General features: G+C 75.4%; 26 protein-coding genes and 1 riboswitch. Of the genes, 15 read left to right on the forward strand and 11 right to left on the reverse strand.

From position 1 onward, the window contains the following. Positions 1-132: 132 nt before the first annotated feature. The 3 genes from AB0P06_RS22695 to AB0P06_RS22705 all read left to right on the forward strand — a co-directional run bounded on the left by AB0P06_RS22695 (position 133) and on the right by AB0P06_RS22705 (position 4,005). Positions 133-1,809: an ABC transporter ATP-binding protein gene (locus AB0P06_RS22695; RefSeq protein ID WP_363610055.1), complete on the forward strand. Its 1,677-nt coding sequence runs from the start codon at positions 133-135 to the stop codon at positions 1,807-1,809. Further along, a complete protein-coding gene (locus tag AB0P06_RS22700; RefSeq protein ID WP_363610057.1) occupies positions 1,809-3,662 on the forward strand; it encodes an ABC transporter ATP-binding protein in 1,854 nt (617 codons plus the stop codon). The genes AB0P06_RS22695 and AB0P06_RS22700 overlap by 1 nt, the downstream gene beginning before the upstream one ends. A gap of 163 nt (positions 3,663-3,825) precedes the next feature. Next, positions 3,826-4,005: a hypothetical protein gene (locus tag AB0P06_RS22705; protein WP_363610059.1), complete on the forward strand. Its 180-nt coding sequence runs from the start codon at positions 3,826-3,828 to the stop codon at positions 4,003-4,005. A gap of 85 nt (positions 4,006-4,090) precedes the next feature. Here AB0P06_RS22705 and AB0P06_RS22710 read toward each other — a convergent pair whose 3' ends face one another. Beyond that, the gene (locus AB0P06_RS22710) at positions 4,091-5,185 is read right to left on the reverse strand and encodes an alcohol dehydrogenase catalytic domain-containing protein (RefSeq protein WP_363610061.1); all 1,095 of its coding nucleotides are present in this window, start codon (positions 5,183-5,185) and stop codon (positions 4,091-4,093) included. Between the two features lie 139 nt (positions 5,186-5,324). Here AB0P06_RS22710 and AB0P06_RS22715 point away from each other — a divergent pair, with 139 nt between their 5' ends. The 6 genes from AB0P06_RS22715 (at position 5,325) to AB0P06_RS22740 (ending at position 10,912) form a co-directional block, all read left to right on the forward strand. Beyond that, on the forward strand, positions 5,325-6,092 hold the full coding sequence (locus AB0P06_RS22715) for a M48 family metalloprotease (RefSeq protein ID WP_363610063.1): 768 nt from the start codon (positions 5,325-5,327) through the stop codon (positions 6,090-6,092). A gap of 51 nt (positions 6,093-6,143) precedes the next feature. After that, positions 6,144-6,710: a hypothetical protein gene (locus AB0P06_RS22720; RefSeq protein ID WP_363610065.1), complete on the forward strand. Its 567-nt coding sequence runs from the start codon at positions 6,144-6,146 to the stop codon at positions 6,708-6,710. A gap of 119 nt (positions 6,711-6,829) precedes the next feature. After that, on the forward strand, positions 6,830-7,483 hold the full coding sequence (locus AB0P06_RS22725) for a class I SAM-dependent methyltransferase (RefSeq protein ID WP_363610067.1): 654 nt from the start codon (positions 6,830-6,832) through the stop codon (positions 7,481-7,483). 189 nt (positions 7,484-7,672) lie between these two features. After that, a complete protein-coding gene (locus AB0P06_RS22730) occupies positions 7,673-8,803 on the forward strand; it encodes a hypothetical protein (RefSeq protein ID WP_363610069.1) in 1,131 nt (376 codons plus the stop codon). 7 nt (positions 8,804-8,810) lie between these two features. Then, positions 8,811-9,836 carry an N-acetylmuramoyl-L-alanine amidase gene (locus AB0P06_RS22735; RefSeq protein ID WP_363610071.1) on the forward strand — a complete coding sequence of 342 codons (1,026 nt, stop codon included), beginning with the start codon at positions 8,811-8,813 and terminating at the stop codon, positions 9,834-9,836. Positions 9,837-10,012: 176 nt separating this feature from the next. After that, positions 10,013-10,912 (forward strand): hypothetical protein, encoded by a 900-nt coding sequence (locus AB0P06_RS22740; protein ID WP_363610073.1) that lies wholly within the window; start codon positions 10,013-10,015, stop codon positions 10,910-10,912. 78 nt (positions 10,913-10,990) lie between these two features. Here the strand turns inward: AB0P06_RS22740 and AB0P06_RS22745 are convergent, their stop codons facing one another. The 3 genes from AB0P06_RS22745 to AB0P06_RS22755 form a co-directional block, all read right to left on the reverse strand. Beyond that, positions 10,991-12,067, reverse strand: coding sequence for a prenyltransferase (locus AB0P06_RS22745; protein WP_363610075.1), 1,077 nt, complete (start codon positions 12,065-12,067; stop codon positions 10,991-10,993). Beyond that, positions 12,064-12,828 carry a class I SAM-dependent methyltransferase gene (locus AB0P06_RS22750; protein WP_363610077.1) on the reverse strand — a complete coding sequence of 255 codons (765 nt, stop codon included), beginning with the start codon at positions 12,826-12,828 and terminating at the stop codon, positions 12,064-12,066. The genes AB0P06_RS22745 and AB0P06_RS22750 overlap by 4 nt, the downstream gene beginning before the upstream one ends. 99 nt (positions 12,829-12,927) lie before the next feature. After that, positions 12,928-14,238: a glycosyltransferase family 4 protein gene (locus AB0P06_RS22755; RefSeq protein WP_363610079.1), complete on the reverse strand. Its 1,311-nt coding sequence runs from the start codon at positions 14,236-14,238 to the stop codon at positions 12,928-12,930. Positions 14,239-14,543: 305 nt separating this feature from the next. Here AB0P06_RS22755 and AB0P06_RS22760 point away from each other — a divergent pair, with 305 nt between their 5' ends. The 6 genes from AB0P06_RS22760 to AB0P06_RS22785 all read left to right on the forward strand — a co-directional run bounded on the left by AB0P06_RS22760 (position 14,544) and on the right by AB0P06_RS22785 (position 21,097). Beyond that, positions 14,544-15,167 (forward strand): TetR family transcriptional regulator, encoded by a 624-nt coding sequence (locus AB0P06_RS22760; RefSeq protein WP_363610081.1) that lies wholly within the window; start codon positions 14,544-14,546, stop codon positions 15,165-15,167. A gap of 96 nt (positions 15,168-15,263) precedes the next feature. Next, positions 15,264-15,328: riboswitch (cobalamin riboswitch) on the forward strand. A gap of 116 nt (positions 15,329-15,444) precedes the next feature. Next, entirely contained in the window at positions 15,445-16,710 is a 1,266-nt protein-coding gene (locus AB0P06_RS22765) for a prenyltransferase/squalene oxidase repeat-containing protein (RefSeq protein WP_363610083.1), read from the forward strand. Positions 16,711-16,790: 80 nt separating this feature from the next. Further along, a complete protein-coding gene (locus AB0P06_RS22770; protein ID WP_363610109.1) occupies positions 16,791-17,441 on the forward strand; it encodes an SCO2322 family protein in 651 nt (216 codons plus the stop codon). Positions 17,442-17,508: 67 nt separating this feature from the next. Continuing rightward, positions 17,509-18,612 (forward strand): CbiQ family ECF transporter T component, encoded by a 1,104-nt coding sequence (locus AB0P06_RS22775; protein ID WP_363610085.1) that lies wholly within the window; start codon positions 17,509-17,511, stop codon positions 18,610-18,612. Next, positions 18,609-20,222, forward strand: coding sequence for an ATP-binding cassette domain-containing protein (locus tag AB0P06_RS22780; protein WP_363610087.1), 1,614 nt, complete (start codon positions 18,609-18,611; stop codon positions 20,220-20,222). The genes AB0P06_RS22775 and AB0P06_RS22780 overlap by 4 nt, the downstream gene beginning before the upstream one ends. Next, positions 20,219-21,097 carry an ECF transporter S component gene (locus tag AB0P06_RS22785; RefSeq protein ID WP_363610089.1) on the forward strand — a complete coding sequence of 293 codons (879 nt, stop codon included), beginning with the start codon at positions 20,219-20,221 and terminating at the stop codon, positions 21,095-21,097. Before AB0P06_RS22780 ends, AB0P06_RS22785 begins: the two co-directional genes overlap by 4 nt. A 119-nt stretch (positions 21,098-21,216) precedes the next feature. Here AB0P06_RS22785 and AB0P06_RS22790 read toward each other — a convergent pair whose 3' ends face one another. The 7 genes from AB0P06_RS22790 to AB0P06_RS22820 all read right to left on the reverse strand — a co-directional run bounded on the left by AB0P06_RS22790 (position 21,217) and on the right by AB0P06_RS22820 (position 26,302). Next, a complete protein-coding gene (locus AB0P06_RS22790; RefSeq protein WP_363610091.1) occupies positions 21,217-22,419 on the reverse strand; it encodes an alpha/beta hydrolase in 1,203 nt (400 codons plus the stop codon). 185 nt (positions 22,420-22,604) lie between these two features. Further along, positions 22,605-22,910 (reverse strand): hypothetical protein, encoded by a 306-nt coding sequence (locus tag AB0P06_RS22795; RefSeq protein WP_363610093.1) that lies wholly within the window; start codon positions 22,908-22,910, stop codon positions 22,605-22,607. A 364-nt stretch (positions 22,911-23,274) separates the two neighbouring features. Next, entirely contained in the window at positions 23,275-24,129 is an 855-nt protein-coding gene (locus AB0P06_RS22800) for a hypothetical protein (RefSeq protein ID WP_363610095.1), read from the reverse strand. Between the two features lie 32 nt (positions 24,130-24,161). After that, entirely contained in the window at positions 24,162-24,317 is a 156-nt protein-coding gene (locus AB0P06_RS22805) for a hypothetical protein (RefSeq protein ID WP_363610097.1), read from the reverse strand. A 169-nt stretch (positions 24,318-24,486) separates the two neighbouring features. After that, positions 24,487-24,786 carry a hypothetical protein gene (locus AB0P06_RS22810; protein ID WP_363610099.1) on the reverse strand — a complete coding sequence of 100 codons (300 nt, stop codon included), beginning with the start codon at positions 24,784-24,786 and terminating at the stop codon, positions 24,487-24,489. Then, positions 24,783-24,992, reverse strand: coding sequence for a hypothetical protein (locus tag AB0P06_RS22815; RefSeq protein ID WP_363610101.1), 210 nt, complete (start codon positions 24,990-24,992; stop codon positions 24,783-24,785). Before AB0P06_RS22815 ends, AB0P06_RS22810 begins: the two co-directional genes overlap by 4 nt. 89 nt (positions 24,993-25,081) lie before the next feature. Next, positions 25,082-26,302: a helix-turn-helix domain-containing protein gene (locus AB0P06_RS22820; RefSeq protein WP_363610103.1), complete on the reverse strand. Its 1,221-nt coding sequence runs from the start codon at positions 26,300-26,302 to the stop codon at positions 25,082-25,084. Positions 26,303-26,814 lie beyond the last annotated feature (512 nt).

Raw genomic sequence — 26,814 nt, forward strand, 5'->3', positions numbered from 1 at the left:
TCCCGCCTGTCCGGACAGGCGGGGACGGCGCCGTCCTGCTTCCCGGCGACCCGTTCGCCCTCCTCCTCGTTCTTCTTCGTCCACTCGACTTCGCCCCCTCTCCTTCGACCACTCACCCGACGGGAGCCCTTCATGCCCCGCCGCCCCACCACCGGCTGGACCCTCGCGCTGGCGGTCGCCCTGCCCGTCGAGGCCGCCACCACGCTGGCCCTGCCCGCCACCCTCGCCGGGGCCGTCGACGCCGCGCTCGACCGTGAACCCGGGCCCGGCGCCCTCGTTCTGCTCGTCCTCGTCCTGGGGACGGCCGCCGCCGCCAACGCGGTCGCCGCCGCGGCCGGTCCGGCCTGCGCGGCCGAGGCCACCGCCGCCCTGCGGGCACGGCTGGTCCGCCGGCTGCTCGCCCTCGGCCCCGGCGGCCGGCTGCTCCGCGGCGGGCCGCCCCCCGGCGACCTGGCCGCGCGCCTGGTGGGCTCCGCCGCCGACGCGGGCGGCCGGCTGCCCGCCGCCCTCGGCGCCGCCACCGCGCTGTTCACCTCGGCCGGCGCGATCGTCGGGCTCGGGGTGCTGTCACCCTGGCTGGCACTGGCCTTCTTCGCCGGGGTGGTGCCCGGAGTGGTGCTGATCAGGCTGTTCCTGCGGGAGGCCGGGCAGGTGTTCGTCCGTTACCAGGAGGTCCAGGCGGACCTCGCCGCCCGGCTCACCGGTGCGCTGACCGGGCTGCGCAGCATCCACGCGGCCGGCGCCGAGCGGCGCGAGGCGGTCCGTGTCCTGGCGCCGCTGCCCGCGCTCTCGGCGGCCGGGCACGCGCTCTGGTCCGCCCAGCGCCGGACGGCGTGGCAGGCGACGCTGCTGATCGCCGTGGTCGAGGTCGCGGTGCTGGCCACCGCCGGCGCGCAGGTGGCGGCGGGCGCGCTGGCGCCCGGGTCGCTGGCCGCGGCGGCGGGCTGGGCGGCGCTCGGGGCCGGGCTGTTCGAGCAGATCGAGGCGCTGGTCGGGGTGGCCCACGCGCGGGCCGGGCAGGCCCGGGTCGACGAACTGTTCGCCCTCGCCCCGGCGGCCACCGGGGCGCGCGCCCTGCCGGACGGCGGCACCGGCGAGCTCGTCTTCCGGGGCGTGGTGGTGCGCGAGGGCGGCCGGGTCCTGCTCGGACCGGTCGATCTCACCGTGCCGGGCGGCCGCACGGTCGCCCTGGTCGGCAGCTCCGGCAGCGGCAAGTCGCTGCTGGCGGCCCTGCCCGGCAGGCTGCGCGACCCGGACGAGGGCCGGGTGCTGATCGACGGCGTCCCGGTGGACGAACTGGCCGCGTCCGAGCTGCGCCGCGCCGTCGGCCACGCCTTCGAACGGCCCGTACTGGTCGGCCGGACGGTGCGCGAGGCGCTGGACGGCGCCGGCCCCGAACAGGCCGCGGCGGCCCGCGCGGACGGCTTCCTGCGGCGGCTGCCCAAGGGCTGGGACACCCCGCTGAACGAACTGCGAATATCCGGCGGAGAGCTTCAACGCCTCGGACTGACAAGGCTGTTGGCGCACCCCACCCGGGTGGTGGTGCTGGACGACGCCACCTCGGGGCTCGACCTCGCCACCGAGTACCAGGTGACCGAGGCCCTCGACCGCGCCACCCATGGACGAACCCGACTGGCGGTCGCCCACCGCGGCACGGTGGCCGCCCGCGCCGACCTGGTCGCCTGGCTCGACGGCGGCCGGCTGCGCGCCCTCGCCCCGCACTCCGAACTGCTGGCCGACCCCGACTACCGCGCCGTCCTCTCCGGCGCGGCCCTCTCCGGCGCCGCCCTCGACGCGGCCACCGCCTGATGGGCCGCCACAGCTCCCCGCGCGCCGGGGCCCGCCGGTTCCTCGTCGCCCGCTCCCCCGGGTGGGCCCTGCTGGCCCACCGGCTCGCCACCACCCGGGGGCCGCTGCTCCGGCTGCTGGCCTGGTCCGGAGCGGAGGCGGTGCCGCCGCTGCTGTCCGGGCTGATGGTGTCGGCCGCCGTGGACCAGGGCTTCCTCGCCGGGCGGCCCGGTGTCGGAGTGGCCTGGCTGGCCGGGTTCGGGGCGGCGACCGCCGTCCGCGCCTATGCGGCGCGGGCCGGGTTCCCGCATCTGGCGGCCGTGGTCGAGCCGCTGCGGGACGCCCTGGTCGAGCGGGTGGTCCGGGGTGCGCTCGCCCGCTCGCACGCCGACCCGGCCGAGGTCGCCCGGCTCACCGAACAGGTCGAATCCGCCCGCCAGTTGACCGCCACCCTGCTGCGCACCCTGCGCGGCGTCGGGGTCACCCTGGTGGCCGCCCTGGCCGGTCTGGCGCTGCTCGCGCCGGCCGTGCTGCCGCTGGTCCTGCTGCCGCTGCTCGCCTCGGGCGCGCTCTTCGCCCGCCTGCTGCGCCCGCTCGTGGCCCGCCGCCGGGCCGTGGTGCTCGCCGAGGAACGCCTGGCCGCCGATGCCGCGCCCGCCCTGCACGGGCTGCGCGACATCCAGGCGACGGGCGCGGACCGGCGGGTCGCCGAGGCGCTGACGGCGACCGCCGAGGCGAGCGCGGCCGCCTCCCGCGCACTCGGCCGGGCCGCCGCGCTCCGCTCCCTGGTGGTCGCGCTCGGCGGGCGGCTGCCCGTTCTCGCGGTGGTCGCGGCCGCGCCCTGGCTGCTCGACGAGGGCGGGCTGACGGCCGGTGAGCTGCTCGGCGTCACCACCTATCTGCTGCAACAACTCGACCCGGCGGTGCGGACGCTGGCCGGTACGGTCGGCGGCTGGCTGCTGGGCCTCGCGGTCGTACTGGACCGCCTGGCCGCCACCTCCCCCGACCCGGCCGAACACGACCCGGCCGAACACGAACCGGCCGAACACGAACCGGCCGGGCCCGAAGCGCCCCGGCCCGGCCCGGCCGAGCCGCCCTGCGCACCTGCGGCGGCGGCCACCGCCACCGTCCGGCTCACCTCCCTGTGCTACGCCCACGGCCCGGGCGCCGAGCCGGTGTTCGCGAACCTCGACGTGACGACGGCCCCAGGCGAGCACCTGGCCGTGGTCGGCCCGAGCGGAACGGGAAAGTCCACCCTCGCCGCGCTGCTGGCCGGCCTGCTCGCACCGCTCGGCGGCGGGCTGACCGTGGCCGGCGTCCGCCCGCACACCCTCCCCGGCCCCGAACGCGCCCGCCTGGTGGCGCTCCTGCCGCAGGAGGCGTACATCTTCCCGGGCCCGGTCCGCGCCAACCTGGCCTGGCTCGCCGCCCCCACCGAGGCCCGGCTCACCCACGCGGTCGAGCTGCTGGGCGCCGGAGCCCTCGTCGCCCGGCTGGGCGGCCTGGACGCCGTGATCGCCGACCCCGCCGCGCTCTCCGCCGGGGAGCGCCAACTGCTGGCACTGGTACGGACCTATCTCTCCCCCGCGCCCGTCGTGGTTCTCGACGAGGCCACCTGCCATCTGGACGCCGCCGCCGAGGACCGGGTCGAACGGGCCTTCGCCGCCCGGCCGGGAACGCTCGTCGTGGTGGCGCACCGGCTCGGTTCGGCCCTGCGCGCGGACCGCGTCCTGCTGCTGGACGGCGGGCGCGGCGTCCTCGCGCGCCACGGCGACCTCCAGGTGCTGTCCCCGCTCTACCGCGAACTGGTCGGCCACTGGTGGGGGTCGGCAGGCCCGCGCGGTGCCGCGCCGGTCACCGGGCACCCGTCATGATCTCGATAGGATCTCGCCCGTTCCGGCCGTTATGGTGGCCGGGACGCGGGCCGTGATCACCGGCTGTGGCGCGCTTCCGGCGCCCGACCAGGCGCCCGATCGCGCCCGCGGCGCCGGCCAGGCGCCGAAGCACCTGCACCCTCGCACGGAAAAGACGATTCTGATGTCCGACACCCTCACCGACACCACCGGACCCACGACCCTCGGGACCGACGCCGACGAGACCACGGCCGAGGACAGCGCGTCGCACGGTCGTCACCGCGGCCGTTCCGCCGCCGACGACCGTCCCGAGGCCGACCCGCACGGCCGCCACCGGCTCGGCGCCGGTACCGACCGGGGCTGACCGAAGCCGCACGCGGCGCAGGCCGAACGGGACAGGGCCCGCCGACCACGGCGGGCCCTGTCCCGTTCGGCCTGCGCAACCGCCGTCAGTCGAACGTCACCACCGTCCGCAGCGCCTCGCCGCTCCGCATCTGCGCGACGGCCTCGTTGACGTCCGCCAGCCCGACCCGGTGGGTGACCATCCCGGCCAGGTCGATCCGCCCGGCCCGCCACAGCCCGGTCACCAGTGCGATGGTGCTCGGCACGGACGCGCCGCCGTACAGCGAGGGCAGCAGCCGCTTCTCGTTGAAGAACAGCTCGCCCATGCCGAACTGCGCCAGGTCGTCCTGCGCCCCGGCGCCGATCACCACCACCGCGCCACCGCGCCGGGCCGCCTCGTACCCGGCCCGGACGGTGGCCGCGCGGCCGACCGCCTCGAAGACGTAGTCGTACCCGCCGCCCGGCAGGGCCTTGGCGGCGGCCTTCAGCTCCTCGGGGGCGAGGGCGTCGGTGGCACCGAAGGCGAGCGCCCGCTCCCGCCGCGAGACGACCGGGTCGACGACGGTGATCCGGCCCGCGCCGCAGACCCGGGCGCCCTGCACGGCCGCGACGCCCACCCCGCCCGCGCCGAGCACCGCGACCGAGGCACCCGGCTCGACCCGGGCGGTGTTGACCGCCGCGCCGACGCCCGTGGTCACCCCGCAGCCGATCAGGGCGGCCGACTCGTACGGCAGGTCGGCCGGCACCACGATGACCGCGTCCTGGTCGACCACCACCTCCTCGGCGAACGCGCCGGTGCCGTAGAAGCCCGAGGCCTCCACCGGGCCGTCCGGGCCGCCGTCACCGAAGCGGAAGGCGGGCGCGCCGAGCCGCCGCAGGCTGGCCACGCACAGGTGGCCGCGCCCGCGCCCGCAGTGGGCGCAGCGGCCGCAGGGCGCCATCCAGCAGAGCACCACCCGGTCCCCGACGGCGACGCCGCTCACGCCCTCGCCGACCTCCAGCACGTCCCCGGCGCCCTCGTGGCCGGGGACGAACGGCGCGGGCTGCGGCAGCACGCCGCTCATCGCCGAGAGGTCGGAGTGGCAGAGGCCGGCCGCCCGCAGGCGGACCCGTACCTTGCCGGGGCCGAAGCCGACCGCCAGCACGTCGTCGCGGACGTCGAGCGTGTCCTGGCCGGTCTTGTGCAGGATGGCTGCGCGCATGGAGCTGCTCCCGAGGTCCCCGCGGATCGGTGGTCGGGCCGATTCTGGCACGCCTCGCCCGTCCGGACTGGAACGCGTTCCACCCACCCGGCGGAACCCGGGTGCGTGGTGTCGGCCCCCACTGGCATGATCATCCGCCGTGTCCACACCTGTCACGACCACCGCCGACTCCGTCCGGACCTGCCCGCGCTGCGCCGCGCGGCTGGACGCCGACCCGCGCTTCACCGTCTGGTGCCCCCGGTGCGAGTGGAACCTCGCACCGGAGCCCGAGGCCGAGCCCACGGAGAAGAGCGGGGCCGCACGCACCCGGGCCGTCCGGCGCGAACAGGCCGCCGCCGACCGGGCCGAGCAGCTCTACCGGGAGCTCGCCGCCGGGCGCGGCACCGCCACCGGCCGGCGCGACTGGCTCGCCGCGGCCGCCGTCGCCGCCGTCGTCCACCTGGCCACCGCCGCCCTGTTCGGCTGGGCGCTCTGGCTGCTCGTCACCGGGAACACCCCGCTCAGGTGCCTGGGCGCGGCCGCCCTCGCGGTCGTCGTCCTGCTGCGCCCGAGGCTCGGCCGGGTGCCGCGCGACGAGCATCTGCTGGACCGCCGCCGGGCGCCCGCCCTGTACGGCCTGGCGGACCGGATCGCCGCGCAGCTCGGGACGGGGCCGGTCGGCGTGATCCGGATCGACGGGTCGTTCAACGCGAGCATCGGGGTGGTGGGGCTGCGCCGGCGGACCGTTCTCACCCTCGGTCTGCCGCTCTGGGAGGCGCTCGACGAGCAGCAGCGGATCGCCCTGCTCGGCCACGAGTTCGCCCACCGGGTCAACGCCGACCACCGGCGCGGCCTCTGGCTCTCCTCCGCGATCGGCGCACTGGCGCACTGGCACGACCTCGCCCGGCCGCGCGAGCACCCCGGGTAGCCGGGCGGCCTGCGGCTGCTGTTCCAGTTCGCCGAGCTGATCAGCGGCGCGGTGCTGCACGGCCTCGCCTGGCTGTTCTGGCGGGCCCTGCTGCTGCTCGACCGGCTCACCGCCCGGGCCGGGCAGCAGGCCGAGTACCACGCGGACACCCTCGCCGCGCGGACCGCGTCCACCGAGGCGGCCCGCGGGATGCTGGAGACCCTGCTGCTCGGCGGGGCCGTCGGCACCCTGGTCACCCGGCTGCGGGCCGACCACCAGAACCGCCCCCGGGCGGGCCGCCGCGGCATGGCCGCCCGCGCCGGGGCCGCCCGGGCCGGGGCAGCGCACGCCGAGGCAACGCGCGACCTGACCCCGGCCTCCGACGCGCTCTGGGAGCGGCTGCGCGACCACCTCGCCGCCGTCCCCCCGCTGGAGCGCGAGCGGCTGCGGCGCCGCTCCGCCCTGGACCGGTGCGCCGTGGACGCCACCCACCCGCCGACCCATCTCCGGCTGGCGCTGCTCGAACGGTCCACGCCGGTACCGGCTGCCATCACCGCGACCCCCGCCGAGTTCACCGCCATCACCGCCGAGCTGGCCCCTCACCGCGAACGCGTCGCCCGCGTCCTGCTGGCGGGCTGACGGCGGACGGGCCGGCCACGGACGGGCGGCGGGCAGGTGGGCGGGACACCCCGGCGTACCGTCCAGTAGGGTCCGACGGCGGGCGGTACCGCCCACCGACCCCCGGCAAGGAGCGCACCATGTCCGACGTCCTGGAGAGCACCCGCCCGACGCCCGAGGTGCTGTCGGCGTTCGAGGCGGCGACCGGGTTCATGCCGGTGGACGAGGGCCTGGCGCTGTACGCGGCGGCGGTGACGGCGGCCCGCCGGACCGGTCTGCCGGTGCTGGAGATCGGCACGTACTGCGGCCGCTCGGCGATCCTGCTGGCCGCCGCCGCCCGGGAGACCGGCACGGTGGCGCTGACCGTCGACCACCACCGCGGCTCCGAGGAGCAGCAGCCCGGCTGGGAGTACCACGACCCGACGCTGGTGGACCGGGAGGTGGGCCGGATGGACACGCTCCCCCGGTTCCGCCGCACCCTGCACGCGGCCGGGCTGGAGGAGCACGTGGTCGCCCTGGTCGGCCGCTCCCCGCAGATCGCGGCGCTCTGGGGCGGCCGGCTCGGCCTGGTCTTCATCGACGGCGGCCACACCGACGAGCACGCCACCGGCGACTACGAGGGCTGGGCGCCGCACCTGGCGCCCGGGGGCCTGCTGGTGGTGCACGACGTCTTCCCCGACCCGGCGGACGGCGGCCAGGCGCCGTACCGGGTGTATCTGCGGGCGCTCGCCGAGGGGTTCGAGGAGGTCTCGGTGACGGGCTCGCTGCGGGTGCTGCGGCGCGCCGCGGGCTGAGGCCGCGGGCATCCGCCGGGGTCCCAGGATCGACGGACCGTCCCACGGGCGGCGGCGGATGCTCTAACGTCGTGCCGGGGCTGTCGGGCGGGGGCTCGAACGGTACGGTGTCCGCGCGGCGTACGGGGCGCCCGCGGCAGCGGCAGCGGCACCAGACAGAGCATCGGGCAGACGGTGGGGGCTAGCGCAATGACGGATCGGCACAACACCGCGCCGGCGGTCTGGGATCCCACCGCGCGCGGCGGCGCCGGCGGCTGGGTGCGCGGCCCGCAGCAGCAGCCCGCACCCCCGGCAGCCACACCCCCGCCCGCCGCACCGCCCGCCGCACCGCCACAGCCGGCCGGCCCGTACCCGGGCCCGGGCCCGGTGGACGGCGGCTACGACGCCCCGACCGCCCCCCTCCACCTCGGGGCCACCCCGCCCGCCACGGGCTTCCCCGGCCACGCGGCCCCCCAGGCCTCCGGCGGCTACGGCTACCCGCAGCCCCCGGCCCCGCCCGCCGGCCCGCCGCAGCCCCCGTACGGCTACGGCCCGTACCCCGGGCAGCCGCAGCCGGACTACCCGGCCGGCTACGAGGACCTCGACGACGAGGACAGCGGCCGCAACAAGCGGGCGCCGCTGCTGATCGGCTTCGCGCTGCTGGTCGTCCTGGCACTCGGCGGCGGCCTCTTCTGGGCGGTGCGGGACGACGGCTCCACGAAGGACCAGGCCGCCCCCGCCCCGCCCGCCGCCACCGACACCACGCCCGCCGGGAACCCGCCGGCGCCCGCACCGGGCGGGGCGGCCACCACGCCGCCGGGCCCCACCGACTCCGCCTCGGCGAGCCCGGGCGCGAGCCCCACCGCCGGTGCGGCCGGCCCCGGCGCGCAGGCCCAGGCCAAGGCGCTGGACGACCTGCTGGCCCAGGGCGAGAGCGCGAAGGCGCCGATCGGCAGCGCGGTCGCCAAGGTGAGCAGCTGCCCGTCCAAGGCCGACATCGAGAGCGCGGCGCAGGTCTTCGACACCGGCGCCAAGCAGCGCGACGAACTGCTCCGCAAGCTCGGCGCCCTGACCGTCACCGACCTGCCCGGCGGCGCGGACGCGACGCAGTCGCTGAAGTCCGCCTGGCAGCTCTCCGCCGACATCGACCGGGCGTACGCGAGCTGGGCGCGCACGGTCGCGGCCCAGGGCTGTTCCGGAACGGCCCCGGCCACCGCCGACAAGAAGCACGCCGACGAGCTCAACCCGCAGGCCACCCAGGCGAAGAAGGACTTCGTGACGAAGTGGAAGGCGATCGCCGACACCTTCGGTCTGACCCCGCGGACCCAGGACAGGATCTGACCCGCCAGTGACCCGCACCACCCGCACCACCCCCGATCGCACCGGCCCGAACGGGGAGCCGTCCCGCCGCTCCGCCCTGCTGCGCGCCACCACCGTGGCCGGGGCGGTGGTGCCGCTCTGCCTGGCCGGCTGGCTGGGCTGGCGGGCCGTCCACCACGACACCCCGGCGGGCGCCGCCGCACCGGCGGTCACCTCTCCGGAGGCCGCACCGCCGGACCCGTCCGCCACCGAGGCGACCCCGGTCCCCTCGGACACCCCGGCCCCGTCCGGCCCCCCGAGCCCCTCGGACACCCCGGCCGCCGCCGAGACCCCGGCGGCACCAACGGCACCGACGACACAGGCAGCGTCAACGGCCCCCACCTCGCTGACCGGCCGCACCGTCCTGCTCGACCCGGGCCACAACCCCGGCAACTTCACCCATCCCACCGAGATCAACCGCCAGGTCGACGTCGGCAACGCCCGCAAGGAGTGCGACACCACCGGCACCTCCACCGACGCCGGCTACACCGAGGCCGAGTACACCCTGGACGTGACCCGCCGGGCCCGCGCGATCCTGACCGCCCGGGGCGCCACCGTGGTCCTGGCCCACGAGGGCGACCGCCCGTGGGGGCCGTGCGTCGACGAGCGCGCCCGGGCCGGCGCCCAGGCGCACGCCGACGTGGCGGTCTCCGTGCACGGGGACGGCGGCCCGGCCGGCGGCAGCGGCTTCCACGTGATCATGCCCGCCCGGGTGGTCGCCGGTAAGGCGGACAACTCCGCGATCGTCGCCCCCTCGCACCGGCTCGGCCTGCTGCTGCGCGACTCCTTCCGCACGGCGACCGGTGAGCCGTACGCCGACTACATCGCGAGCGAGGGCCTGGACACCCGCTCCGACCTCGGCGGACTGAACCTCTCGGCCGTGCCGAAGGTGTTCATCGAGTGCGGTAACATGCGCAACCCGACGGACGCCGAACGGATGACGGACCCTCAGTGGCGCCAGCAGGCCGCCCAGGGCATCGCGGACGCGCTGACCACGTTTCTGACCGCGCGTTAGCAGGCCCGCGCGCCGGTCCGGACCGCGTGGTTTGCAACGACTTCGCCCCATTCCCGAGCCCGCTGTGCGCCCGCGGGGCGGTTGGCCCTAGGCTCTTGGTCCGTTCGGCAGTTTTCCGGCCGGTCGGACGGCCGCCCAACCGGGCCGTCCACGACAACACCACGAGGGGAACGTTAGTGAATCTGCGCGCTCTCAGCAGGGGAGACGCCGCCGTCGCAGGTGCGGCCGTCCTGCTCGCCATCTCATCCTTCCTGCCGTACTGGACCGTGGACTGCAAGGGTCGGTACTGCGGGGACACGTCCAAGAACGCGTGGGACACCATCCTGTTCCCCGTCCTGCCCTCCGTCTTCCTGCTCGGCATCCTCGCCGCGGTGCTGATCCTGGTGCAGCGTTTCCAGGGTGCCGCCGCGACCAGCCGCCAGGTGCTCGGCCTGCGGCTGGACCAGTGGGGCATCGCCTTCGCCGTCTCCGCGCTCTGGGCCGGAATCTGGGGCCTGGGCGGTGGCCCGGACGGCGTGAACCACGGCATCGGCGCCTGGCTCGCCGTCATCTCGCTGGTGGTCCTCGCCGGCGCCGCCGCGGCCGGTCCGCTGGTGCCCGCGCTGAAGGTCCCGCTGGTCACCGACCGCCCGGCCCCGGTGCAGGGCTACCCGGGCGGCTACCCGGCCCCGCAGGCCGGCCAGCCCGGCCAGTACGGCTACCCCGCGCCCGGCCAGGACGCGCACCAGGCGCCGGCCCCGGCGTTCGGCGGCCAGCCCGCCGGCTACGGCTACCCGCAGGACGCCTCCGCGCAGCAGGCGGCCCAGCAGGCTCCGGCGCCCGCCCAGACCGCCCAGGCCCAGGCCGCCCCGGTGCCGGCCCCGGCCCCGGCGTCCGACTTCGCGCCGTTCTGGTTCGCCGTCCCGGCGCCGCGTCCGCTGGCCCCGAAGGACAACCCGGTCGGCGCCCCGGTCGGCGAGCTGGTTCCCGGCACCTGGTACCTGGCGGTCGAGCAGCGCGGCGCCGCGCTGGTCGCGCAGCTCCAGGACGGCGCCCAGGGCGTGCTGGCCGACACCTCGGGCATCCAGCGCGGCTGACCCCGCCGTACCCGCACGACGCCGAAGGGGCGGGACCGGATTACTCCGGTCCCGCCCCTTCGGCGTGTGCGCGCGGGCTCAGCAGCAGTCCTGGACCACCAGCCCGGCGGGGAGCTGCTCGCCGCCGAAGACCGCCACCGTCGCCGGGTCGCCGCCGAGCGCGGCGACCGCCAGCAGCAGCGCCCCGGCGGTCCAGGTGGTGCGCTCCTCGGGCCAGACGGCGTCGTCCTCGAAGACGTAGCCGGTCCAGTAGGAGCCGTCGCTGTGCCGCAGCCGCTGGATCCAGCGCAGGATGTCCACCGCCCGGTCGGACTCGCCGACCGCCCAGAGCGCCATGGCCAGCTCGGCGCTCTCGCCGCCGGTCACCCACGGCCGGTCGCTGACGCAGCGCACCCCGAGGCCGGGGACGACGAAGCGGTCCCAGTCCCGTTCGATCCGCGCCACTGCGGCCGGGCCGCGCAGCGCGGTGCCGAGCACCGGGTAGTACCAGTCCATCGAGTAGCGGTCCTTGTCCAGGAACCGCTCGGGGTGGTGGGCGACGGCGTGCCGCAGCCGCCCGGCCGCGAGCTCCCAGTCGGGCTGCGGCTCCTCCAGGTAGTCGGCGAGGGCGAGGCCGCAGCGGAGCGCGTGCAGGATGCTGGACGAGCCGGTGAGCAGCGCCTCGTCGGTCGCCGCGCCGTGCTCGTCGAGCCGCCAGGGGATCGGGCCGCCGGGCAGCCGCAGCGAGACGATGAAGTCCAGGGCGCGTCTGACGACCGGCCAGATCCACTCCAGGAAGGTGTCGTCGCCGGTGCTGAGGTGGTGGTGCCAGACGCCGACGGCGATGTAGGCGCAGAAGTTGGTCTCCTTGGACGGGTTGGAGACCAGCCCGTCGGTGCCGCCGGGGCCGTAGCCGTACGCGGCGTACCAGGAGCCGTCGGGGTTCTGGTTGGCGGCCAGCCAGCGGTAGGCGGCCTCGGCGGCGGCGTGCTCGCCGGCCGTGTCCAGGGCCATCGCGGCCTCGGTGTGGTCCCACGGGTCGAGGTGGTGACCGGTGAACCACGGTATGGCGCCGTCGGGGCGCTGCTCGGCGAGGATGGAGCGGACGGTCCCGGCGGCCTGCTCGGCGTCGAGCACCCCGTCGAGCAGCAGCACCTCGGGGACGGCCGCGGTCACGCGTCGGCCCGGTTCGGCTCGGCGCGGTTCGGCTCGGCCCGGTTCGGCTTGGCCGCGTAGGCGACGAAGCTCTTGCCGATGACGGGGTTGAGGGCCTTCTCGGCCGCCTTGGTGAGGGTGCTGATCACCGGGGTACCGACGATGTCCCAGACCAGCAGCTGGTGGTAGGCCTTGACCGGCAGCGCCTTGTCGTTGTCCACGCCGACGGCGCACTTGATCCACCAGTACGGCGAGTGCAGCGCGTGCGCGTGGTGGGTGCCGTACGGCTCCAGGCCGGCGTCCTTCAGCCGGTCGAGCAGTTCGTCGCCCCGGTAGATCCGGATGTGGCCGCCCTCGACCTCGTGGTACTCGTCGGAGAGCGCCCAGCAGATCTTCTCGGGCAGCCAGCGCGGCACGGTGACGGCGAGCAGGCCACCGGGCTTGAGGACCCGGAACATCTCGTTGAGCACGCCCTTGTCGTCGGGGATGTGCTCCATCACCTCGGAGATGATGATCTTGTCGAAGTACTCGTCCTCGAACGGCAGGGCCAGCGCGTTGCCCTCGACGGCGACCGCCGACGCGCCCTCGGGCGCCTCACCGGCCTGCTCCATGGCGGCGAACCACTTCCTGACCTCGGCGATCTCCTCGGCGTTCTGGTCGAGGGCGGTCACCCGGGCGCCGCGCCGGTAGCACTCGAACGCGTGCCGGCCCCCGCCGCAGCCCAGGTCGAGCACCCGGTCGCCGGGGGCGAGCGGGAAGCGCGAGAAATCGACGGTCAGCACTGCGGGCTCCCATTCCTTTGGTACCACACGTTCTTGACGCTTCGTCAGGTGAATCCGACGGGCCGCCGGTGGTGCGGCGCGGGCCGCCCGGCGGGCCGCTCAGGGGACGTACCGCCAGCCCGGTCCCGACCGGGCGCGCCGCCCGGCTCCGGTGGCGATCGCCGCCCGGTAGCCCTCGGCGGTCAGTTCGGCGGCCCGCTCCCAGGTGAACCGGGCGAGCACCCGCTCGCGTCCGGCCGCACCGAGCGCCGAGCGCAGGCCCGGGTCGTCCAGCAGCCGCCCCAGCGCCGCCGCCAGCGCGTACGCGTCGCCCGGCGGCACCGCGAGGCAGGTCTCGCCGTCCGGCCCGGCCACCTCGGGGATCGCCCCGCCGGTGGTGGCGACCAGCGGGGTGCCGGTGGCCATCGCCTCGGCGGCGGGCAGCGAGAAGCCCTCGTACAGCGACGGCACACAGGCCACCTCGGCCGAGCGGTAGAGGTCGACCAGTTCCTGGTCGGTCAGGCCGCTGCGGAACTCGATGTGCCCCTCCAGGCCGAACCGGCGCACCGTCTCGGCGACCGGCCCGTCCTCCTTCTGCGGCTTGCCGACCACCACCAGGTGCGCGTCCCGCTCGGTGCGGACCTTGGCCAGCGCCTCGACCAGGTGGACCAGGCCCTTGAGCGGGACGTCCGCACTGGAGGTGGTGACGATCCGGCCGGGCACCCGGGCGACCCGCTCGGACGGGGACCAGAGCCGGGTGTCGGCGCCGATCGGCACCACCGAGATCGCGCCCGGCGCGGCGCCGAGGTGCTCGGCGATCTCGCGCCCGGAGGTCTCGGAGACGGTGATGATGTGGTCCAGCCGGGCGGCGACCCGGCGCTGCATCCGGGTGAAGGCGTACCAGCGGCGCAGCGAGAGCCGCTTGAGCCGGTCGGGGGCCGCGTCCAGCTCCAGCCGCCGGTCCACGGTGATCGGGTGATGGACCGTGGTGACCAGCGGGAAGCCGTGCCGGGCCAGGCCCAGCAGGCCGTAGCCGAGGGTCTGGTTGTCGTGCACCACGTCGTAGCGGCCCTTGTGCAGGGCGAGGTACCGGCGGGCGCGCAGCGAGAAGGTCAGCGGCTCGGGGAAGCCGCCGGTGCGCATGGTGGCGAACTCCAGCACGTCCACCGGCCCGCGGTACTCGGCGAGCGCCGGGGTGCGGAAGGGGTCGTCGGCGCGGTACAGGTCCAGGCTGGGCAGCTCGACCAGCCGGACCGAGCCCGGCCCCTCGACCTCGTCCAGCACGGGGTACGGCTGGGCCCCGATCACGTCCACGTGGTGGCCGAGTCTGGCCAGCTCCCGGGAGAGGTGCCGTACGTACACGCCCTGGCCGCCGCAGAACGGGTCGCCGCGGTAGGACAGCAGGGCAATCCGCAGCGGCTGCGCGGTCATCCTCGGCCCCCATATCTCTGCTGCTGTCTGTGCTGCCGGTCGCTAAAGTAGATCAGGTTTCAGTGTGGCGCGGAGCCTGCCGTCGACCATATGAACAATGAGAGACCTCGAAGATACCGGCCCGTAGCTTCCCGTCAGAAGCCAGGGCCGGTGATTCACGCCACGCCGGAACCCCGGCCGGCGAACGGCGCCGGGACCCGCCCGGAACCCGTCGGACCGGCTGAACCCGTTCACCCCCGCTGGACCCGTTGGACCTGCTGGATCCGTTGGAGCAGACCGCCACTACCGCGCCCCGGGAGCACCCCTTGCCCTCGCCCGTGACCCCCGCGACACCCGCGGCCGCCACCCCGTCCGCCGACCCCCCGCTGACCGCCCGCCAGACCGAACGCCGACGGCGGATCCTGCGGGCCGCGACCGCGCTGGCCGCCCGGGGCGGGTACGAGGCGGTGCAGATGCGGGAGGTGGCGGAGGGCGCCCAGGTGGCGCTCGGCACCCTGTACCGGTACTTCCCGTCCAAGGTGCACCTGCTGGTCGCGGTCATGCTGGAGCAGTTGCAGGGCCTCCAGGAGCAGGTCAGGCGGCATCCGCCGAGCGAGCGGGAGCCCGCGCCGCGGGTCGCCGAGACGCTGACCCGGGCGTTCCACGCGCTCCAGCGCGAGCCGCTGCTGGCCGAGGCGATGGTGCGGGCGCTGTCCTTCGCCGACCGGTCGGTGAGCACCGAGGTGGACCGGGTGAGCATGGCCACCGGCCAGCTGATCCTGGACGCGATCGGCCAGTCCGGGCCGCCCACCGAGAGCCAGCGCGCCGCCGTCCGGGTGATCGAGCACACCTGGCACTCGGCCCTGGTCTCCTGGCTCTCCGGCCGCTCCTCGATCGCCGAGGTCCGCGCCGATCTGCACACCGCGGCCCGGCTGCTCTCCCTGCCCTGACTGGAACGTGTTCCAGCCGCCGGCTTTCCGGCCGCCCCGGCCCGGCGGCTACAGTCGTCGGGAAGCACAACTCCATCCGCCTCTCCTCCGGGGAAAGCCGGTGCGACTCCGGCACTGACCCCGCAGCCGTGAGCCCGCGCAGGACGGCCGGGCGAGTCGGAGCGCCCGGGGAGAGGCGAGCGGCCGACCCGGGCACACCACCGCCCGGCACCGTCGAGGACTACGGAACGGCCCACCCGGGCCACCACACCGCTCACCGAAAGGCGCTCCCCCCACCATGCTCACCGCCGCCCGCCTGGGCGCCGCCGCCCTGTCCGCCGCGCTGCTGACCGGCGCCGCCGCCGCGCCGGCCCTCGCCGACAGTCCCTCGCCGAGCCCCGTCGCGGCCCCCGACGGCCTGTACGGCAAGGGCGACCCGACGTACGACGGGGTGTGGCGGCAGTCGCTGGCCCTGACCGCGCTGGCGGGCGCCAGGGTGACCCCGGCCGACTCCGCCGTCTCCTGGCTGACCGGCCAGCAGTGCGCGGACGGGGGCTGGCCGTCGTTCCGCGCGGACACCGCCGCCGCCTGCGACGCCAGGACCGAGGACAGCAACGCGACCGCCGTCGCGATCCAGGCGCTGGTCGCCCTCGGCGGCCACCAGGACACCGTCGACAAGGGCGTCCAGTGGCTCAAGGCCACCCAGAACACGGACGGCAGCTGGGCGTACAACCCCGGCAGCCCCGGTGACGCCAACTCCACCGGCCTGGCCGTGAACGCGCTGTTCGCCGCCAAGGCGGACCCGGCGCAGGTCGCCAAGGACGGCCGGAGCGCCTTCGACGGGCTGGCCCTGTTCCAGCTCGGCTGCGCCGCGCCCGCCGACCAGCGCGGCGCCTTCGCCTACCAGCCCGACCCGGCCGGCGCGCTCGCCCCGAACACCCTGGCCACCGCCCAGACCGCGCCGGCGGCGGCGGGCGGGCGGCTGCCGGTCGCCAACACCAACCGGACGGATGCCGCGCCCAAGGCCCTGACCTGCGCCGACGGCTCCACCGAGAAGACCGTGCCGCGCGCCGACTCCGCCGAGGCGGCCGGCGCCTACCTCACCGCGCAGCTCATGGCGGGCGGCGGGCACCTGGCCCTGACCACCCCCGGTGCCGCCCCCACCCCCGACTACACCGCCACCGCCTGGGCCGCGCTCGGCCTGATCCAGGGCGGCCACCCGCAGCAGGCCGCCGGCGCGGTGGACTGGCTGGCCAAGGAGGGCGGCACCTGGTCCAAGGGCGGCACCGACGCCTCCGCCACCGCCACCCTGCTGCTGGTCGCCCAGGCCGCCCAGCGCGACCCGGCCGCCTTCGGCGCCGACCTGGTCGCGCAGCTGACCGCCCTCGGCCCGGCGCCCAAGGCCGCCACCGCCGCGCCCTCGGCGTCCGCCTCGGCCGCGAAGAAGGACGGGAAGAAGGACGGCGGCATGGGCCAGTACTGGCTGATCGGCGTCGGCCTGCTGATCGGCGTCGGCGGCGGTCTGATCCTCAGCCTCCAGCGCAAGCGCGGCCTGAAGCCGTGACCACCCGGCCGGACCACCCGCCTGTCATCACCACTACCGGCACCACTGACGGCACCGGCACCGCCCGGCGGCCGGCCGCCCTGGTGGCCCTGGTCGCCGCGCTCACCGCCGGGCTGCTGCTCACGCTCGGCGCCGCGCCCGCCCAGGCCGCGGGGTACCGGTACTGGTCGTTCTGGAAGTGGTCCGGCACCGGCTGGGCGTACCAGCAGCAGGGCCCCGCCGTGTACGTCCCGCCGGACGGGAGCGTGGACGGCTGGCGGTTCGCCGTCAGCCCCGACGGCGGACAGGACGCCGCCCGGCCCGGCACCCCCGGGGACTTCGCCACCGCCTGCGCCGGGACACCCGAGCAGGCGGGGCGCAAGCGGGTCGCCGTGGTGCTGGACTTCGGCACCGCCGCCGACGCCGCCTCCGGCGAGACCCCGCCGGAGCCCCGCACCGCCTGCGCCGCCGTCCCGACGAGCGCGAGCTCGGCCGAGGTGCTGGCCGCCGTCGTGCCACCGCTGCGCTACGACACCAACGGCATGCTCTGCGCCATCGCCGGCTACCCGAAGGCCGGCTGCGGCGAGCAGCTCGGCGCGGCGCACCAGCCGTCCGGGGGCGGCGGCTCCGGGGGCGGCTCCGGAGGCGGCGGCACCGGCGGCAGCGGCCCCGAGCTCGGCCTGATCGCGGGCGGCGCGCTCGTCGCCGCACTGGCCGCCGGCGCCGTCCGGCAGGCGCGCCGGCGCCGCTGAACCGCCCGAGCCCACACGGCGCCCCTCCGCAGCCCCCTCCGCACCGCCGCCTCCCCCTGGACCTCCCGTGACCACAGCCCGCGCCACCCGACCGCCCACCGGCCCCCGCCAACTGCACCCCGGGGCCTGGTGGTTGTGGGCGCTCGGGCTGGGCGCGGCGGCCACCCGCACCACCAACCCGGTACTGCTGCTCCTGCTCGCCGCCGTCGCCGGCTACGTGGTGGCCGCCCGGCGCGGTGACGCGCCCTGGTCCCGCTCCTACGGCGCCTTCCTGCGGCTCGGGTTGATCGTGCTCGGCATCCGCCTGGTCTTCGCCGTGCTGCTCGGCTCACCCGTCCCCGGGACGCACGTCCTGTTCACCCTCCCCGAAGTCCCGCTGCCCGCCTGGGCCCAGGGCGTGCGGATCGGCGGCCGGGTCACCGTCGAGGGGCTGCTCGCCGCGGTCTACGACGGCCTGCGGCTGGCCACCCTGCTGGTCTGCGTCGGCGCCGCCAACGCCCTGGCCAGCCCGGCCCGTCTGCTGCGCGCCCTGCCCGGCGCGCTCTACGAGGCGGGCGTGGCGGTCGTGGTGGCGATGACCTTCGCGCCCAACCTGGTCGCCGACGTCCAGCGGCTGCGCGCCGCCCGCCGGCTGCGCGGGCGCACCGACCGGGGCATCGCCGCCGTGCTGAGCGTCGGACTGCCCGTCCTGGAGGGCGCGCTGGAGCGCTCGGTGGCGCTGGCCGCCGCGATGGACACCCGGGGCTTCGGCCGCAGCGCCGACGTCCCGCCGCGCCTCGCCCGGGCCACCGCCGCCCTCACCCTGGCCGGACTGCTCGGCATCTGCCTCGCCGCGTACGGGCTGCTGACCGCCGACGGCACCGGCTGGGCGCTGCCCGTCCTGCTGCTGGGCCTGGCCGCCGCCTTCGCCGGACTGCTGCTCGGCAGCCGACGCTCCGTCAGGACCCGCTACCGGCCTGACCCGTGGTCACTGCCCGAGTGGCTGACGGCCGGCTCGGGAGCCGCCGTGGCCGGCTCGCTGATCTGGCTGTCCACCCGCGACCCGGCCGCGTTCGCCCCCACCGTCGTCCCGCCGACCGCCCCCGCGCTGCCGCTGGCCGCCGTGCTCGCCGTCCTCGTCGGCCTGATACCGGCGTTCGCCACCCCGACCCCGCCCCGGAGGGCCTCGTGATCACCTTCGAGCAGGTCTCCGTCCAGTACGCCGACACCGCCGCCCCCGCGCTCGACGGCGTCGACCTGACCGTCCCCGAGGGCGAACTCTGCCTGCTGGTGGGCCCGTCCGGCTCCGGCAAGTCCACCCTGCTGGGCACCGTCAGCGGGCTGGTGCCGCACTTCACCGGCGGCGTGCTGCACGGCCGGGTCACCGTCGGCGGGCGCGACACCCGCACCCACCGCCCGCGCGAACTCGCCGACCTGGTCGGCACGGTGGGCCAGGACCCGCAGGCGCACTTCGTCACCGACACGGTCGAGGACGAACTCGCCTACGGCATGGAGTCCCTGGGCCTGCCGACGGACGTGATGCGGCGCCGCGTCGAGGAGACCCTCGACCTGCTCGGCCTGGCCGAACTCCGCGACCGGGCGCTCACCTCGCTCTCCGGCGGCCAGCAGCAGCGTGTCGCCATCGGCTCGGTGCTCACCGTCCACCCGCGCGTACTCGTCCTGGACGAACCCACCTCCGCCCTCGACCCCGGCGCCGCCGAGGAGGTGCTGGCCGTCCTGCAGCGGCTCGTCCACGACCTCGGCACCACCGTGCTGATGGCCGAGCACCGGCTGGAGCGGGTGGTCCAGTACGCCGACCAGGTGCTGCTGCTCACCCCCGGCTCGGCGCCCGTCCTGGGCGAGCCGGCCGAGGTGATGGCGCACTCGCCCGTCCACCCGCCGGTCGTCGGCCTCGGCCGGCTGGCGGGCTGGCACCCGCTGCCGCTCTCCGTCCGCGACGCCCGCCGCAGGGCCGCTCCGCTGCGCACCCGGCTGGACGGCCGACGGCCCGCCGCCGCGCCCTCCCCCGCCGGGCCCCCCGTCGCCGTGGCCGAGCGCCTCGCGGTGAAGCGCGGGCCCGTCCCGGCCCTGCGCGGGGTCGACCTCGCCCTGCACCCCGGCGAGATCACGGCGCTGATGGGCCGCAACGGCGCCGGCAAGTCCACCCTGCTCGGCACCCTGGTCGGCCTGCACCCACCCGCCTCCGGCACCGTCCGGGTCGGCGGCCGTACCCCTCACCGCACCCGGCCCGCCGAGCTGATCCGGCAGGTCGGCCTCGTCCCGCAGGACCCGCGCGACCTGCTGTACGGGGAGAGCGTCGCCGCCGAGTGCGCCGCCGCCGACACCGACGCGGGCGCCGACCCCGGCACCTGCCGGGCGCTGGTCGAACGGCTGCTGCCCGGGATCGCCGACACCGCCCACCCGCGCGACCTCTCCGAGGGCCAGCGGCTCACCCTCGCCCTCGCCGTCGTCCTCACCGCGCGGCCCCCGCTGCTGCTGCTCGACGAGCCGACCCGCGGCCTGGACTACGCCGCCAAGGCCCGCCTGGTGGAGATCCTGCGCGCCCTCGCCGCCGAGGGGCACGCCGTCCTGCTGGCCACCCACGACGTCGAGCTGGCCGCCGAACTCGCCCACCGCACGGCCGTCCTGGCCGACGGCGAGATCGTCGCGGACGGCCCGACGCCCGATGTGGTGGTCTCCTCCCCCGCCTTCGCCCCGCAGGTCGCCAAGATCCTCGCGCCCTCCCCCTGGCTCACCGTCCACCAGGTCGAACGGGCCCTCGCCGGGGGCGTACCGGCATGAACCGCCCCGTCCCGCTCGGCCGCCGCTCCGTCGCCGTCCTGCTGCTCACCTCCGCCGTCGGCGTGGTCGCCTTCGGCTGGCCGCTGCTCGCCTCGGCCCGGTCCGCCCTGGTCGGCCACGCCACCGACGCCCCCTGGCTGTTCGCCCTGCTCCTCCCGCTGCTGCTCGCCGTGGTGATCGCCCAGATCTCCGAGGGCCGTACGGCGGGCGGCGGCGCACCCGGCCTGGACGCCAAGTCCGTCGCCCTGCTCGGTGTGCTCGCCGCGGCCGGCGCGGCGCTGCGGCCGCTCGGCGCGGGCACCGCCGGGCTGGAGCCGATGTTCTTCCTGATGGTCCTCTCCGGACGGGTACTCGGCCCGGGCTTCGGCTTCGTCCTCGGCTCCCTGTCGATGTTCGCCTCGGCGCTGCTGACCGGCGGGGTCGGCCCCTGGCTGCCGTTCCAGATGCTCGCCATGGGCTGGGTCTGCCTCGGCGCGGGCCTGCTGCCCGGCGCGGCCACCCTGCGCGGCCGCCGCGAACTCGCCCTGCTCGCCGGCTACGGGGCGGTCGCCTCCCTGCTCTACGGCACGGTCATGAACCTCCAGGGCTGGCCCTACATCGCCGGCCTCTCCGGCTCCATCTCCTTCGTCCCCGGCGACCCGCTCTCCGCCAACCTGGTCCGCTTCGCCGCCTACTGCCTCACCACCTCGCTCGGCTGGGACCTCCCCCGCGCCGCCCTCACCGTCGTCCTCTGCCTCTCCCTGGGCACCCCCCTGCTGCGCGCCCTCCGCCGGGCCACCCGCCGCGCCGCCTTCGCCGCCCCGGCGGCCTTCCGCCCGCCGGAGGAGCCGGCGGACCGGGTTCCGCCGCCGTCCGGGAGCGGCGGACCGGCCTGAACCCGGCGCCACCGGCCGGACGGGGCCGGTGGGCCGGTGGCGCCGGATCGGTGTCAGGACCGGGACTGGCGCCGGAGTCGGGGCCGGGGCGGGGGCCGGGGCCGGGGCGGGGGCCGGTGTCAGGGCCGCTGGAAGACGACCTCCGGGTACGCCGCCGAGGGGCCGTCGAGCAGGCGCTGCGGAATGCCCTTCAGCTGAAGGTCGAAGAAGGCGGCGACAAGGTCACGGGTGACCTTCTCGGCCCGCAGCGGGGCGATCGTCGTCCCTTCGGGGTCGGGAAAGCCCGCCCGCGCCGCGATGACGGGCGAGTCGGTGAAGCTGCTGTGGTCGGAACCGGTGACGGTCAGCCAGCGCTTCCAGCCGTCCAGGCGCGTCCAGGCCTCGGGCCAGCTGGTGTCCCAGCCCGTCGTGCTGTGGACGGCCTGGGTGCCGAGCATCAGGAAGGGGCGGCCACCGAGCCCGGCCGACGGCACCGGGTCGAAGAACTTGCCGTCCATGTTCACGCCCGCGCGGATCCGGCGGTCGGCGGTCATCGCGGAGGCGGCGGCGTTGCCGCCGATGGAGTGCCCGGCCATACCGATCCGGTCCCGGTCGATCATGCGGGCGTACGGCCAGGCCGGCCGGCGGCCGGTCAGCTGGTCGAGCACGAAGGAGACGTCCTTGGCCCGGCTCGGGGGCACCAGCGCGGTCCGGTCCGTCTCCGGGTAGTCGCAGATGGCGCAGGCGAGGGTCCGGCCGTCGGGGAACGTCGTCCCGGAGGTCTCGTAGGTGTGGTCGACCGCGGCGACGACGTACCCGCGGCTGGCCAGGTCCTCGGCGAGGCCGGTGAGCGTGGCGCGCGGCAGCGTGAACCCGGGCGAGAGGACCACCAGCGGGAACCTGCCCGACGCCGGACGCGCGTCCGTGCGCGCCCACGGGTGCAGGCCGGTGACCACCTCGGGCGGAATGCCCTCGCCCGGCACCTGGTCGCCGAGCAGCAGCCGGGCCTCCTCCGCGGTCAGGTAGGGCGTGGCGGGCCCACCCGTCCCCGGCCTGGCCGGGTAGTACATCGACACCATCAGCTGCCGCGGGCCCGCGGACGGCACCCACGGGTCCTGGCGGTTCCGGTCGACGAGGTGCAGCGTGCTGCGGCCGACCGCGTGCCGGCCGGTCGGGCGGGGCAGATCGAGCCGCCCGGCGGACGGGCCCGCGGCAGCGGTGTCGGCAACGGGCGCGGCGGACGCGGGCGCGGGCGCGGCGAAGGCCGAACCCGCCCCGGCGATCGGCAACGGCAGAGCGAGCGCGAGCAGGACGGCAACGGCGGTACGTCGGAGTCTGGTCATGCCGAGCACGGTAGATCCGCGGGAGCACGTCTGACGTCGCCTCAGAGTGTGAACTTGTGTCGTCCCCCCGCCGTATCCGGGCCTCCCACCCGAGGAGGAGGGAGAAGCACGCGCGTACTGCGGCCGGCCGAGGCCGGGGCCGGCCCGCCATCGCGCGATGAGGGCCGACACCCCTGCCAGTAGCGTCAGTTGTCGTTGTTGACGTTGGTGAGGGCCGCGCTGTAACCGTTCGGACAGTAGAGCTTGTCGCTCCCGTCCCCGGTGTGCCAGAGGCCCGTGACCGTCTGCCGGATCCCCTTGACGGTGTTGCTCTCGCAGACCAGCACCAGCTGCCAGTGGTTCTTCGGGGCCGTGGTCTGGCAGCTCACCGAGCCCCAGTTGGTGCCCTGGTCCGTGAAGCAGTACGAGGTCGCCGACGCCTGCGGCGCCGCCATCACTCCCGCCGCCACGAGCAGCGCCGCTCCGGTGCCCAGGGCTGCTATTCGACGCATGACCTTCTCCTTGTCCCAGTACCGACAACTTGTGCGGACAGCATGCCGCAGCCGGGGACGAATGCATCCGCGCGTGACACAACTGGCCGAAACCGATCCTTCCGCTTCCGGTTCCCGGCCGCCCGAACGCCACCGAGGGCCACCCGCGTTCGACATGCACGACGGCGCCGAAGGGGACCAGAGGACGGAACCGGCGGCAGCCTGTCGCTTCGGCGCCTCGCTCTCGGTGGCTCTCTCCGGATCGCTCATCAGCCGGACTGCTCCGTCACCACGAACTGGCACCGTTGATGGTCCGGCCGTCCTCCGTGGGGTTACGGACGGCCGGACCGGCCCAGGGGTTGGCGGCAGTTCGGGGCCGCCGTTCTCACGCCCCGCTCATCGCCGGGGCGTAGCGTTCCAGCCAGGTGGTGGGGTTGGTGATCTCGCCGAGGGTGGGCAGGAGGTCTTCGTTCCTGAGCAGGCGTTCGATCAGGGGGTGTCCGCCGGTGTCGTGGAGGGCGCTGATGAAGGCGTCGCCCTGGTCGTAGATGCTGATCAGGGGTGATTGCGTTTTGAGGCGGCGGAATCGTTTGGTGGGTTTCGGTTCGCCGTCCAGCCGGAGCTGTGCGGTGGCCACGCCGCACAGTTCCTGGACCGTTTGGCGCTGGACCCATTGGGCGTGGCCTTCGATGACGTGGTGGGTGGTGCGGCGCTGCTCGGGTGGGAGGCCGTCGGCGTCGGCTTGGAGGGCGATTCGTATGTGGGCGTAGGGCATGGCGGGCCAGACCTTGTTCTGGGCGAGGTGGGTCCACTCGTGTGCGAACGCGCCGGTGAGGTAGCGGTCTGTGGCGCGGCTTTCGGCGTGCCCTTCGGGCATGGTGATCATTTCCGGGTCTCCGGCGGTGGACCGGCAGACAACGGCGGCCGTGACCATCGGCCAGCTCTGGGCGGCCGCCCGCTCGAAGCCGTCCCGGCACGCCTGGACCTCGGCGAGCGCCCGGTCACGCGATCCGGAGCCGGCGGGGAACGCGTCGGCGGCCTGTCGCATGGTGTACTCACCGTGGTCGGCCGTCAAGGAGACGAACTGCTCCGTGGAGACGATGCGGACGCTCGCCCGGTCGGGCAGGCTCAGCCGGGAGTGCCGCTCGGCCAGCGGCGCGGCCCTGGCCAGGAGTCGGCTGATGCGGTCGTAGGTGCCGCTGTCGACCCCGGCGTCGTTGTGGAGCGTGAAGGCGGTCATGAACTCTGTTCTCTTGTAGGTACGTCAGGTGGTCAGGGGGCTGTGCGCGGCATGAGCAGCACTGCGATGAACGCGGCGATGCCGGCCACCGACACCGCGTAGGCGGCGGTGAGCCGGCGGGGGTCACGCAGTCCCCGCCGGGCCTGTTCCGCGGCGGAGCGGTAGTCCTCCAGGCCGTCGTCCGTCACCGGTGTGTTTCGTCTCGGTGACGGCGCATCCGTACCCGGGCGTCGGTGCCCGCGGAGTAGTCGTATACGTCGCTGGCGTCCCGCTCCTGTTGTGCGAGACGTGCGCACTCGGCGCACCCGGCGCCCGCGTTCGACACGCGTTTGGCGACGGCCTTGTTCGCAGTACTCATCAGCTGGGTTCCTCCGCCGGCACCATCAACCACGGTGTCACGGCCACGTGTTCGTAGCTCCGGTGATCCTGGTGAACCTTGAGGTGCCGGTACGCCCAGCGCTGCGCTTCCGCGAAGTCGTCGCAGACCGGTCCCTCCTCCTCGCACGGCTGACCGTCCTCGTACTCCCCCGCGCACCGGAACCGGTGGCGGACAGGAGGCCGGTCCGGCGTGACGTCGGCCTGAAGCGTCCACTCCAGGAACCGCCACGGCCCGCGCCCCCGGCGCTCGGCGGGCGGAACCGGCAGGAAGGCACTCACGCCGACCTTCCCACAGTGCAGTTGACGCACTCGCAGTACGCGAGGACAGCAGCCTTGCTCAGCTCCTCGGCAGTGCTGTCGAAGGCGCTGGGACGCCGGGCGTTCAGGTAGTCGTCCAACGGCACCCAGGACTTCGGCGCTATACCGCTCTGCCGCTTGGGAATTGGCCTGACCGGGTTGCCGCGCCGCCGCGTCTCCGATGCCATCAGTACTCCCTCATGCCAAGAGCCCGTAACGTCAGTCGACGCTACGGGCTCTTCCGGGGGAGGCGAGGCAGAGTTTCTACCCCCTGTTTTCAGGCAGCGACTCCGATGGCGTCGGCCAGGCGTCGACCGGCTGCCTGCGCCTGGCCGACTGGTGGGCCGTTGACGAGCCCGCGCACCATGGAACGGGCCTCTTCATTCCACCGGGCCGTCTCAGGTGCCACCTCGACGGCACTCGTCAGCAGGGTCACTACCTGATCCGCATCCCCGCGAAGTGCGTGTGCCCGCGCTACCTCAATCAAATGCCGTCCCCGCCGGGGGACTGCCTTGATCTCTTCATCAGGCAGCTGACGCGCCCAGCGCAGTGCTGTGCCGGCCTGGCGCAGCTCCACTGCGACCGTGACCGAGTGGAACGCAACAGCCTGAACAGAGCATGACGTCGGAGCGCTCCAGAAGTCGGCCGGGAGTCTCTGCGCCACGGCGGACGCCCTGTCGATCCACCCCCACGCTTCGCCGCCCTCTCCCGCGACGGCGTGGGTGATGGCGGCGTGGAAGGCCATGTCAGCCCAGGCTGCCGCCAGGTGTGGGGATTCGGCTCGTACCGGGTCCAGCAGACGGAGGGCATCCTCCGTCATCGCCTGCGCGCTGTCCCACTGCCCCGACTTCCGGAACGCCTCCACCAGGAACCAGCAGGCCTGGCCGATGGCGCCCGGGTCGCCCGACGCCCGCGCTGTGGCGAGCGCAGTGGACGCCACTCTCCAGACGAGGTTGCCGTCCCCCTGGAACGCGGCGTACATCTGCGTCAGATTAAGCGCACTGGCATACATCACCTCAGCGCGCCGACGGTCAGAACACCCCGGGTGTGACGCCGCGATCGATGCTGCCGAGACGAGCGGCGGAAGCAGCGCGGCCAGCGCGGAACGGTGATCCCCCCGCGTCATCCTCGTCCGCCACGCGGCAGACAGTTGCGCGGCAATGTGATCCAGGTTCGGCGCAGGCCCGCTGGCCAGACCGAGCGGTGCACCATCGACAGCCCGACGAACGGAGGCCAATGCCTCGTGCTCTATGCCGGAGTAAAGCGTACGAGGAATCGACACGTCGCCGGTCAGATCCGACAGATCGGTGATCCCCAGGTGCTGGGCGACCTTCATCAGCATCGGAAGACGCGGCGGCAGTAAGACTCCGGTCTCAATCTGCTTCAGCCATGCCGGTGATCGCCCCAGCAGGGCAGCCAACACAGGGCGCGACTTCCCCGCCCGCTCACGGTAGTACTGAATGCGCCGTCCCACCGGGAGCGCAGGGTCAAGTGCCATGCTGCCAGCCTAGAGTGGAAAACACTCTTCAGTCTCGGCACGCCGAGCACAACTTCCCGACCGCCGAGACGTATCGACCGCACATTCCGTCCCGACCGGCGCACTCCGGCTTCGATGGGCGAGGCACCGGAGCGGGGGCAGTTGCTTCGGCCGGCCGGTGGGCGGGCGGGAACGGGGGCACCTTCGTCAGCCGGGCTGCCAGGACGGCGCCGACACTTCGGGTGATCTTCTCCGGGAGCGGGGCGGACAGGATGCCCGTCAACGCGTCCCGGCTCCAGCCGCCCGCGAGCAGCCCCTCCACCCGGGCGGCCTGATCCGCCAGCGGCTTGCCCGCGAGCGCCATGCGCGGTTCACAACGGCCCAGTTCGAGCAGCAGCTCCATGCCCTCCGTCGGACGCGGCGGGCTCGGCACCCTCGGACTTCCCGGGCTCCCGACGGACAGCTCCGCGTCCGGGCCGACCGGCCGGGACGGAAGGACGGAAGGTCCTTCAACTTCCCTCCGAATCAGATTC

Origin of the sequence: Kitasatospora sp. NPDC088351 (assembly GCF_040685575.1) — a bacterium.
Taxonomy (GTDB): domain Bacteria; phylum Actinomycetota; class Actinomycetes; order Streptomycetales; family Streptomycetaceae; genus Kitasatospora.